This is a genomic window from Thalassolituus hydrocarboniclasticus, assembly GCF_025345565.1.
GTDB classification, from domain to species: domain Bacteria; phylum Pseudomonadota; class Gammaproteobacteria; order Pseudomonadales; family Oceanobacteraceae; genus Venatoribacter; species Venatoribacter hydrocarboniclasticus.
Map to the genome: position 1 here is coordinate 1,338,842 of NZ_CP054475.1, position 11,246 is coordinate 1,350,087.

Genomic DNA, 11,246 nt, shown 5'->3' on the forward strand with positions numbered 1-11,246 from the left:
TCAGCGCACGGCGATCGTTGCAGCTGAGAGGCAGAATGTCTGCGCTGTTTTACGGGAAAATGCCCGGATCAGCAGAGGCTGCTCTCGCACTTCGCTCAGGGCGCGGCTATATTGGCCGCGCAATCTCTGGCGATGGAATCCGTATGAAGCTGCTTAATCCTGCTGTCCTGATTTTAAAGGTATCGTTACTGCTCTCAGTTCTGGTCTCGGTGTTGTGTCCTGCTGCTATGGTCAACGCCGAAGAAACAGAGGCTGATGGCGGAGCCGATGACGCACCGACGGTGCTGAAAGAATTATTACCTGCCACCGGGCCGCTGAAAACCAAGCAGCAACCGGTTGATATGATTGCAGATGACGAGTTCAAACCAGCACTGCGCGATAACCTGCCGCAATTGGTCGAAAAAATTCAGGTTGAGCGTCTGGCATCCGACAGCCCTTACGTGATGCTTCCGCACCGGCCCAATTATGTGTTGCCTTTGTCTTATCAGGGCCGCCCCAGTGATCGGGAGCAGAACCGGGTTTTAAAACACTACACCGGAGATCCTGATGCTGAGCGCGAAGCCGGCAATGATCATCTGGAGGCGGTATTTCAGCTCAGCATTAAATACCGTTTGTCCGAAGGTCTGCTGGGTAAATTCAGCAGTGTTGATGTGGCCTACACCAACCGTTCATTCTGGCAGGCGTACAACGGTGATATTTCCCGGCCATTCCGTGAAACCAACCACGAGCCCGAGCTGATATTTTCCTGGCAGCCACAAAATAAGTGGGTCGATTATTTTTCATTAGCCATCAATCACCAGTCCAATGGTCAGACCAGCTCAATGTCGCGCAGCTGGAACCGGGTGATTGCCCAGGTTGCATCGGTTTCGTCTACCGGCATCTATTCCACCCGGATCTGGTGGCGCCTGCCGGAAGAAAGTAAAGCTGACCCTTTTGATCCGGCGGATAATGATAATCCGGATATTGACGATTACATGGGTAATGGTGAATTCACCTATATCCATGTCATGGGCAACCACAATATCAGCACTATGTTGCGCAATAACCTGAATCCGGATAAAAACCGCGGTGCCATTGAGATTGGCTGGACCTTTCCCCTGAATCGTAAACTCAAAGGATTCGTGCAGTATTTTAATGGTTATGGTGAAAGCCTGATTGATTACAACCGCTATCAGGAACGTATTGGCGTCGGCATTAAACTCAGTGACTGGTTCTGAGCTGGCCGTATAACAATAGCGCGGTATAATCGCCGCGCATTCAGGCCGGAATTTCTATGATGTTAACCCTCGGACTTATTATTAATCCTTATGCCGGTATCGGTGGCGCCGTTGGCCTTAAAGGCAGCGATGGTGCTGATATTGTTGCTGAAGCAATGGCCCGTGGCGCAGAGCGCAAAGCGGCATTACGTGCCCGTCAGGCTCTGGATGTTTTGACGGCATTAAAAGAGCGCTGCCATTTTCTCACCTGTCCCGGAGAAATGGGGGCCGATCTGCTCACAGATCTGGGGTTTTCATTTCGCCTGATTGAGGCTGATATTCCGCCATGCAATACCAATGCGGAACACACCCGTCTGGCTGCCGCAGCGATGCTGGAAAATAATGTTGATTTGCTGTTGTTTGCCGGTGGTGATGGCACGGCACGTGATATCTGTGCCGTGGTTGGCGATGCCCTTCCTGTATTGGGGATTCCGGCCGGCGTGAAAATTCATTCAGCGGTTTATGGCATTACACCGACGGCATCCGGTGAAGTGGTGCGCAGTCTGCTTGAAGGCGGGCTGGTGGATATTAAAGAAGCCGAAGTGCGTGATCTGGATGAAGAAGCTTTCCGCAATAATCAGGTACGTGCACGGCATTACGGTGAAATGCGTGTGCCACAGGCCGGGCATTTTGTGCAGGCGGTAAAGCAGGGCGGCGTTGAGGTGGAAGAGCTGGTGCTGGCGGATATTGCGGCCTTTATCTGTGCCGATATGGATGATGATGTGTTGTATCTGGTTGGCTCGGGTAAAACCACGCAAGCGGTGATGGATGAACTGGGGCTAGAGAATACTTTGCTGGGTGTGGATGCTGTTTATAACCGGGAACAGATTGGTAAGGATTTAACCGCGGCTGACATACTCAGGCTGTTGGCAGAATATCCGCAGGCTCAGGCGATTGTCAGTGTGATGGGCGGTCAGGGACATATTTTCGGCCGGGGTAATCAGCAGTTCAGCCCGGAGATTTTGCGTTTACTGGGTAAGAAAAATATCCGTCTGATTTCAACCAAAACAAAAATCAGTGCATTGAATGGCCGGCCATTAATTATGGACAGTGGCGATCCTCAATTGGATAAAGACTGGGCGGGAACGATTGAAATTACCACAGGTTATCGTGATCAGATTGTACACACGCTGGTTTAGAGATCATTAAACAGGCTCTCATAATGATCTGAAGAATATCAGAGAATAAAAAAACCGGCTGATCATTGCCGGTTTTTTATTGTTTCTTTCGGGGGATAGGATTGAGTCATCAGTTGACGACAAATTTCTCCACCGTTTGATTCAGACGCGCTGCCAGTTCAGCCAGTGCCGCACTGGCTAAGGCCGCCTGAGAGGCCTGCTCATGGCTGGTGCTGGCCAGTTCATTAACACGTACGACGTTGCGGTTAATTTCTTCGGCGGCATAGCTTTGCTCTTCGGCCGCAGTAGCAATCTGGGTATTCAGGTCGTTGATGCTGCTGATGTTACTGTAAATCACCTGAAGCGCATCACTGGCCTCACTCACGCGGGCGATACCGGTTTCGGCGCGATCGCGGGATTTCAGTACAGTATTAACCACTTCTGCCGTCCCTTTATTAAATTCGTTTATGGTTGAACGAATGGATTCTGTCGATTCCTGTGTACGGCTGGCTAATGTACGCACCTCATCGGCAACCACGGCAAAACCACGTCCCTGCTCGCCGGCACGGGCGGCTTCAATGGCTGCGTTCAGTGCCAGCAGGTTGGTTTGTTCGGCAATGGCACTGATTTCGCCCAGAATCGCACCGATGCTTTCACTGTCTTTCTGCAGTTTTTCGATGGCTTTGGTGGCCTCCAGAATTTCACTGTTGAGGGTTTCAATTTCGTGGCGTGCTTCATCGGAAATAGTTTTTCCGCGACTGACTTCACGGTGTACCTCATTAACCGCACTGGCTGCCTGATTAGCATTACCGGCAATATTCTGAATGGTGGAGGTCATTTCGGTCATGGCGGTTACTGCCTGGGCAACTTCTTCCTGTTGCTGATTGCTGGCATCGCCGACTTCACGGGTAATAGCTGACATTTCTTCTGAAGCTGACGCCACTTCGGTTGCACCGGACTTTACCTGCTCAACGGTTTCGCGCAGCGTAGAGATCAGCGCGTCAAAAGCATGAGATAAGATACCGATTTCATCACCAGAGCGGTGACCGATTAATTGGGTCAGATCGAGGTCGCGGGCAATGCGCTGAATTTTTCCGGTAATATTCTGTACAGGCTGGTAAATCGCACGGGATACCAGAAAGGTCAGGGTCGCGACGACGGCGAAAGTTAACAGAATACTCAGCGTGAGGGTTGTGTATACCCGCTGACTCATCACTTCCATTTCTGCCGAAATATAGGTTGTCAGCTCGGCGAAAATACTTTCTGTTTTATGAATGGTTGTGCGCATCTCGCCGCGCAGACCTTCTTTTTCGTTTAATCCCATCAGCTGTTCTTTATCGAACAGTTGCGTAAAGCGATCCAGATAGTTGTTAAGTTCCTGCCGTACTTTATTGTCACCAGCAAGACTGCTGCGCTCCAGTGCCTGACTGAAATCGTTAATCCCCGCTTTGAATTTCTCCATATAAGAAGGGTCACTGCGTAACATAAAATCCTTTTCATGACGGCGCAGCATCAGCATGTAATAAAGCAGCTCGTAGTCGTCAGAGGATTTTGCTGATGTTTCGATGTCATGCACTGCCTGACGCAGACCACCATAAAGGCCGCTTTTGGGATCAAGACCAATTTCCTGCTGCGCCTGCGCCAGACTATCGAAGATAGTACGGTAGTTGGCCACCTGAGTTTTCAGCTGTTGCAGCAGGCTGGTCGTGCTCAGACCAAGCTCCTGCATATGGTCTGTCAGGTGAGAGATATCTTCCAGGGTTTTTTCGGCCGTCACGTCAAATTGTTCAACGTATTTCATGTCTTTACGTGCAAGAAAATCCTTCTCATTACGGCGCAGTAACAGAATATCATTGTTCAGCGTCTGTTGCTGGTACAGCACATCAGAGAGTTCGCCAAGGCGGGAGAACTGTTGCACGCTCAGAGCTGAAGTAAATATAAGCCCGAAAATGACCAGAACCAGGATCAGACTGTGTTTGCTTTTAATGCTGAAGTTGTCAATAACCATGGTGAAAACCTTTATAAAACCATGTCAGAAGATTAGAACAATTGGCGCAGGCTGCCAGTCCGTCCCTGTTTTGGAAGGCTCAGGGGGCTGGAGCTGAGGTCAGGAGCCATTGGCTTGGCAAGTCCTAGAGATCGCTGGGCGGTAGCTGATAAGTTAAAACGATAGTACCAAAATAATAATCAAACAGGGCCTTACCATGACATACCTCTCTTTTGCCGGTCGATACCGGCATGCCAGCGTTTATCTTTTGGCGCTTACAGTTCTGTTGCCGTTTAAGGCAGCTGCTCAGCACAGTATTCCTGCTGCAGATGAGGTGCTTATCAGAGAAAAAACCTTTGCTGCTCAGCAGGATAAAGTGTTTGCCGGAACTTCTGGCCGCGAGCTTGGATTCCGTGGTTTCAACGTATCGGGTGAAGTGAAACTGGCAGAATCGGGCTTTAAAGCCTTTAAAAACAATGAGGATGCGCAGGCCAGTCTGAGTTTGCTGAAGGAAAAAACCGGCGCCAACCTGATTCGCTACACACTGGCCTGGGAAGGCGTGCAACCGCAGCCGGGGCAGGTGGATGAAGGTTATCTGGCAGCGATCAGTCAGCAGATTGCCATTGCAGCGGACCTCGGATTGTATGTGCTGCTGGATTATCACTCGGATCTGTACAGTCGCCATACCTTCACCGCAGATTCTGCAGCTACCGGTAATGGTGCCCCGCGCTGGGCTGTGAGTGATGTTTATGGCAAGGATGATTGTGGTCTGCCTTGTCAGCTGACCTGGTCGGCACACAAACTTTCTGATTCTGCTGTACGTAATGCTATCCGTGGCTTCTGGGCTGATCACTGGGTTTTGAATAAAGATTTAGCCGATATTGAACTTTATTTGCCGGCATCGCAGCAGTGTGCGGATATCCGCGGTGGTCAGGCGGAAAACTCTGTCAGCGTGGGCGGCTGGGCTTGTCATGGTGGTGCTAATCAGCGCTGGCATTACCGGCAGGATGGCACGTTACGCAGTCTTGCCGATACGGAGCAGTGCCTGGATGTAGCCGGTGCCAAAACCGCAGCGGGTACGGATATTCAGGTGTATCAATGCAATGGCAGCCGTGCGCAGCAGTTTATGCCCGACGTGCATGGCCGGATACACAGCGTACTGGATCTGAACAAATGTCTGAGCCTGAACAACGGCAATGTGCAGTTGGCGGAGTGTCTGGCAGCCAGCCAGGTGGTGGGAAGCCATCAGCAGTTTATGCTGCGTGATGCTGCTACTCACTCTTCTCTGATGCCACAGCTGGATTTTGTTCAGAGCCAGTTTGTCTGGCAACTGGGTGAAATGCTGAGCTACTTACAGGCGCATTTAACACCGGCACAGCGAGCTATGGTCATTGGTGTGGACCCGATCAATGAGCCCTTCGACGGCGGTATTGGCAATATGAGTTATGCCGACTGGGATAATGAGGTTTTGTGGCCATTTTATCAGCGTGTGCGTGCAGAAATGGATCAGCGCGGCTGGAATAATACGCCGGTGTTTGCTGAGCCTATGGTGTTCTGGAGTTCCATTGCCGGCGCTGTGGCACCGGCAACCGGTGGCCATTATTTACGTTACCAGCCGGGTGATGGCTTTGTGTTTAACAGCCATTTTTATGATCAGGCCCGTATGGGCGTTAATGATTTAACCGTTGCGCGTAATGGCAGCTATTTTGCCAATATTGACCTGATTCGCGATGAAGCCCGCTATCTGAATATTACGCCGTTTTTATCGGAGTTTGGCATGTGGCTGGATGGCTGGGGACATACCGATACCGAGCGGGTGGTGAATGCCACCTATCAGGGCATGGAAAGCTCAGACCGTGTTTCCGGTAAAGACCGCTATGTCGATTTTTACACACCGCTGGTCAGTGGTACTCAGTGGCAATGGGATTATTATTACGACAACCATATGGAATTACAGAATGGTAATCCTCAGCGGCTGCTGACAGAAGATGATGCCTGGAATGGCGAGAATTTTTCCGTCATCCGTGACTATGGCCAGAACTACAATATTAATGCCGAACTGGTACAGCGGGCTTATCCGCGGGCGTTGCAGGGCGAGCTTCTGCATTTCAGCTATGAAGGCCGGGTGCCGGATCGTGCCGATGAGCGGATGAACTACCACAGTATCCGTGTTTCCTTACCGCCGTTATTTTCTGAACGTGAATTTCTGCGTAATACCGAATTTTCTTTTGCTGCCTGGCGCGGACGTTTAAGTGATGCGCCGACGGAAATTTACTGGCCACGGCATTTAGCCAAAGAGCAGCTGACGGTGATTACCGATGCCGCTGTTTTCCTGCCCGGAACATTATCAGGAGTGCCGACACAGCATGCGAATGAAGTGGTTATGATACCTGACCGTGGTGCTGATAGCGGCCAGCGGGTATTGGTGTGGGATGATGTCAGCGCCGATGAGGATTCTGACAGCCTGCATTTTGCGTTATTAATTAATGGCGATGCCGGACTCAGTAGCGGAGAACTGGCGGATTTACAGGCGGGAATCCGCTATCAGTTAGCGCTGGGAAAAAGCCCGGTGTACCTCACCGGCAGCATGACCCATTCCGGTTATAGCGCTGACAAAGGAACTGCGGCCAACGGTTTTTCGCTGATTAATGCCCGCTCGGGGTTGTGTCTGGATGTTGCCGGGGCACGCAGCTGGAACGGCACCAATGTGCAGTCTTATCGTTGTAACGGCAGCAATGCCCAGCGCTGGTTTTACGATAAAAATACCGGCTATCTGAAATCGGCACTGGGCAATAAGTGTTTAGATCATGGTGGTCAGCTGCGTGATAACGGCAAGGCTGTGATCTGGGATTGCGTAAACAGCGATAACCTGCGCTGGAACCTTCAGCCGGACGCGCAGGGCTATCAGCTGATCCCGCGTTCATCGGCTGCTTATGCCCTGGATGCCTATGGCACAGAGGACAGCTCTGATGTGGGTCTCTGGTCGCGTCATCAGGGGGCACAACAACGCTGGAAAATGCAGTTTTAATATTCCATTTATGGTGAAAAAATATTCAGCGGCAATCCCGTTATGAGCGGGGCTGCCGCCGAGTCTGATTTGCCGTTGCATCTGAGAGTGTGAGGAATCTCAGCGTTGATTTTCCATATCGAATGAGCGGCTGACGTAGCGAGAAATTACGGAATCTGCGTTTTATATTGGTATTTTTACCTACTGACCGTCTCTTCAAAAAAGGCTGAGCGGTGAGATGTTATTTTCTGTACTCATGCCCGTGATTTTATTACACAGCAATTACGAAACTCATCAGGATTGATAACATTTCTGTTGATCCTCTTCTTTAATGTAGGGATAGAATCACCACTAATTTTTTACGGGAATAGATTCTTCATGAAGTGTGAGTTTTGCCATCAGTCGGCATTAGCCGGAAAGCCGATAACGGTTTCCGGTATCGGCATTGCACACGAATCCTGTTATGAACGTCATCTGATCGAACAGCGGGTGTTCAAGACGCTGAATTTACGCCAGCTGAATGAAACCGAACTGAGCGAGCTTCACGATCTGGTGCAGATTGAAATGAACGCGCGCAAACCGGTGATGGAGGAAATTGAAATCTGGTAATTCTCGTCAGGGTTGCGTTGATGCTAAAAACGCTGTGCTGATTTCGCTTAGTTTATTTTTATTATTTCTGATGTTTATAAGAATATAACCCAATCACTGCAACACAAAAAAAACCGGCCATTACGCCGGTTTTTTTGTGCCCATCCAGATCTGACCGAGCCAGCTCAGAACGGGCTCATCACCAGTACCACATCGGCATCGCTGATGGTCAGGGATTTCAGCATCATGCGCGCCATGGCTTCCGTCATATCCTGATCGCTCAGGGTGTAAACCGGCTGCTTGGTCAGCGCCGGGGTCAGTGCCTTCTGCGCCAGTGATATCAGCTGTGGCTGCAGCGCCGGAGCCAGGCCATCAATATCAAGCTGGCGGATAACCGGTTCTTCAATAAAAAAGCTGTAGCTGGCTTTGTCGTAGCGGATTTTTCCTTCCACGGTCAGCTGGCCACTGCTTTGCAAACCGATGCTGGTGGCAATCATGGCATTGGTCTGCAGACTCAGGCGGTTACCGCTGGGCAGCAGATCAAGTTTTGGATTACTCAGCGTTAACGTCACCATGCCCTGACTTTGTGTCAGGGGCATCTGGCTGTTTAATTGTTGCTGCAGTTGCTGTTCCGTGAGGCGCACCTCATAGGCCTGTGCGGCAAGACTGAACAGCAGCAGGCTGCTGGTGCAGAGTGTGGTAAATACTTTCACAGATGCTCCTTAACCGCCTTCTGCTGACTCAGATTGCGGATTTTTTTATTGGTCTGCCACTTCCAGAAAGCGGCCAGCAGAGAACCGCTGATGTTGTGCCAGACGCTGAACAGTGCGCCGGGCAGGGCAGCCATCGGGCCGTAAAATTTCAGTGCAAGCGCGACGCCCAGACCGGAATTCTGCATCCCGACTTCCAGCGCAATGGTGCGTGCTTCCACTTCGGTATGACCATTCCAGCGCGCGATGCCATATGCCGCGGCCAGACCCAGCAGGTTATGCAGCATCACCGCCACAACGGCGAGTGCTCCCATGGTCGCAATTTCATCGGCATTGAGGGCAACGATGATGGCAATAATGGCGAGAATAAAGGCACTGGCAATATCCGGCAGGTGGCTGTTCAGGCTGCGTCCGACCTGGGGAAGAAAGCGGTTGCACAACAGGCCACCGGCAATCGGCAGTAAGACAATCTGAGCGATGCTGATGATCATTGCCTGGGTATCCACGGTAATTTCTGCGGACGAATAAAAGGCAACCAGCCATGGCGTCAGTACCACGCCCCACAGGGTGGAGATCAGCGTCATACTAACCGACAGCGCCACATCGCCGCCGGCCAGATAGGTCATCACGTTGGAGGCGGTGCCGCCGGCACAGGCGCCGACAATGATCAGGCCAATCGCCAGCTCTGGCGGCAGTTGCAGCAGCTGTACCAACAGCCAGGCGATCAATGGCATTAAGGTAAACTGCAGCAACACTCCCAGAGCGATAGGCTGTGGTTTATTCCAGACGCGGCGAAAATCCGCCCAGCGCAGGGTCAGGCCCATACAGAACATAACGATGGTCAGCAGCGGCACAATGGCGTCTTTCAGTCCCAGCAATGGCTGCGGTTCATACCAGGCGAGGGCGCTGACGGCGATGGCCAGCAGGGGAAAATAACGGTTAACAGAAAACATAGGAGCCTCCGGAAGCAGAGCGCTATGTTACCTCAGTGACGCCTGCGGCGCAGTGCCGGGCGTTGGTGTATCGTCAGTGCTTATCCGTTGTCTGGTATTTCACGCCGCTGGCGGGAATAATTCACCCGGTTGTAAATCCGATCAATAACGGAGTCATCATGGAATTACGTTTTGCCGACCTTAACCCTGTTGAGAGTTATCACCTGCTGATTCAGACCGTTCTGCCGCGGCCGATCGCCTGGATTCTGAGCGCAAATGACGATGGCTCATCCTATAACCTGGCGCCTTTTTCGTTCTTTGCTCCGGTCTGTGCCAACCCGCCGACCTTTGTGGTTTCTGTGGGTAAAAAGCCCGGCGGCGACGAAAAAGATACCTTTACCAATCTGGCCCGTGATGGCCGTTGTGTGCTGCACATCGCATCGGTTGAACAATTACAGGCACTGAACGCCAGCTCAGCAACGCTGGCCTATGGCGACAGTGAGGTCGAGCGTTCAGCTCTGGCGCTGGAAGCTTTTGCGGGTTCAGAACTGCCGCGCCTCAGTCAGGCGCCGGTTGCTTTTGCCTGTACTCTGCAACAGCAGGTGGACGTCGGACCGGGTGGGCAGCATGTGCTGTTTTTACAGGCCGGGGCGGCGTATCTGGCGGACGACATTGTACTCAGCAAAGAGCCGCGCCTGCAGGTCGGGGCTGCGGAGCTGAACCCGCTGGCGCGTCTGGGCGGTAGTGAATATGCCGCGCTGGGTGAGTTGTTTAATCTGCCGCGGCCGGAATAAATACGCTGGCACAAAACAGCGTCGTAATAAAAAGCGCCCGGAAATCCCGGGCGCAGCAACTCAGCCTTTATTCAGAAAGCGGATAATGGCGCGGGTAACCGCCCGTGGCAGCAACTGGCTGGCAGCGTAAGTCAGGGCAAATTGCAGACTGACGGCGCGGTGGGTCTTAGGTTGTTCTATCTGCTGCAGAATGGTCCGGGCGACATCCTCGGCGTTCAGATGCACACCGAGTTTATCCAGAACCGGGGCGCCGGAGGCCTGTTCATTCAGCATGGGTGTGCTGACAAAAGGCGGCATCACATCACAGACGCGGATGCCGTACTCTTCCCATTCCAGCTCCAGCGCTTCGGTCAGGCCGCTGATGGCAAATTTTGAGGCGGAATAACTGGCCAGCCGCGGAATGCCATAGGTCGCAGAGGCGGAACTCATGTTGATCACCTGCGCGCCGCTGGTATGACGCAGGTAGGGGAAGGCTGCCTGACAGCAGTGGATAGTGCCCATCACGTTGATATCGAAAATCTGCTGGTGGCGCTGGCTGCTGACGTCTTCAAAACGGTCAATCTGCAGAATACCGGCGGAGTTGAACAGCAGGCGCAGCTGTTTGTCATGCTGTGCGGCAAATTCACCGATCACCGCAGCACACTGCTCTGGTTTGGTCACATCGAGGGCGTAGCAGTGCACGCGCTGCTCATCCCAGCCCAGTGTCATTTCCTTTAATGCCTGTTCGTTAATATCCGCCAGACCCAGATTCCAGCCCTGAGCGTACAGGGTTTCGGCTGTGGCGCGGCCAATGCCGGAGGCGGCACCGGTAATAAAGGCATTTTTCATCATGTGGCTTTACTCAGTAAAAAGAA

The 11,246-nt window shown here is 52.1% G+C and carries 9 protein-coding genes; 5 read left to right on the forward strand and 4 right to left on the reverse strand.

Annotated elements, in window-relative coordinates:
- The first annotated feature begins 143 nt into the window (after positions 1–143).
- Both HUF19_RS05940 and HUF19_RS05945 read left to right on the forward strand, forming a co-directional pair.
- Positions 144–1,217, forward strand: coding sequence for a phospholipase A (locus HUF19_RS05940; RefSeq protein ID WP_260998922.1), 1,074 nt, complete (start codon positions 144–146; stop codon positions 1,215–1,217).
- A 56-nt stretch (positions 1,218–1,273) separates the two neighbouring features.
- Entirely contained in the window at positions 1,274–2,395 is a 1,122-nt protein-coding gene (locus HUF19_RS05945) for an ATP-NAD kinase family protein (RefSeq protein WP_366516543.1), read from the forward strand.
- A gap of 109 nt (positions 2,396–2,504) precedes the next feature.
- Here HUF19_RS05945 and HUF19_RS05950 read toward each other — a convergent pair whose 3' ends face one another.
- On the reverse strand, positions 2,505–4,382 hold the full coding sequence (locus HUF19_RS05950; protein ID WP_260998923.1) for a methyl-accepting chemotaxis protein: 1,878 nt from the start codon (positions 4,380–4,382) through the stop codon (positions 2,505–2,507).
- A gap of 313 nt (positions 4,383–4,695) precedes the next feature.
- Between HUF19_RS05950 and HUF19_RS05955 the strand changes: the two genes are divergently transcribed.
- Together HUF19_RS05955 and HUF19_RS05960 are read left to right on the forward strand one after the other, a co-directional pair.
- Entirely contained in the window at positions 4,696–7,389 is a 2,694-nt protein-coding gene (locus tag HUF19_RS05955; RefSeq protein ID WP_260998924.1) for a ricin-type beta-trefoil lectin domain protein, read from the forward strand.
- A 357-nt stretch (positions 7,390–7,746) separates the two neighbouring features.
- Positions 7,747–7,977: a hypothetical protein gene (locus HUF19_RS05960; protein WP_260974842.1), complete on the forward strand. Its 231-nt coding sequence runs from the start codon at positions 7,747–7,749 to the stop codon at positions 7,975–7,977.
- Between the two features lie 164 nt (positions 7,978–8,141).
- On the opposite strand, the gene HUF19_RS05965 is transcribed toward HUF19_RS05960, so the two are convergent.
- Together HUF19_RS05965 and HUF19_RS05970 are read right to left on the reverse strand one after the other, a co-directional pair.
- Positions 8,142–8,669 (reverse strand): DUF1439 domain-containing protein, encoded by a 528-nt coding sequence (locus HUF19_RS05965; protein WP_260998925.1) that lies wholly within the window; start codon positions 8,667–8,669, stop codon positions 8,142–8,144.
- A complete protein-coding gene (locus HUF19_RS05970) occupies positions 8,666–9,619 on the reverse strand; it encodes a bile acid:sodium symporter family protein (RefSeq protein WP_260998926.1) in 954 nt (317 codons plus the stop codon). The genes HUF19_RS05965 and HUF19_RS05970 overlap by 4 nt, the downstream gene beginning before the upstream one ends.
- Positions 9,620–9,777: 158 nt before the next feature.
- On the opposite strand from HUF19_RS05970, the gene HUF19_RS05975 reads away from it, so the two are divergent.
- Positions 9,778–10,392 carry a flavin reductase family protein gene (locus HUF19_RS05975; protein ID WP_260998927.1) on the forward strand — a complete coding sequence of 205 codons (615 nt, stop codon included), beginning with the start codon at positions 9,778–9,780 and terminating at the stop codon, positions 10,390–10,392.
- A gap of 60 nt (positions 10,393–10,452) precedes the next feature.
- Here HUF19_RS05975 and HUF19_RS05980 read toward each other — a convergent pair whose 3' ends face one another.
- On the reverse strand, positions 10,453–11,223 hold the full coding sequence (locus tag HUF19_RS05980; protein ID WP_260998928.1) for an SDR family oxidoreductase: 771 nt from the start codon (positions 11,221–11,223) through the stop codon (positions 10,453–10,455).
- Positions 11,224–11,246 lie beyond the last annotated feature (23 nt).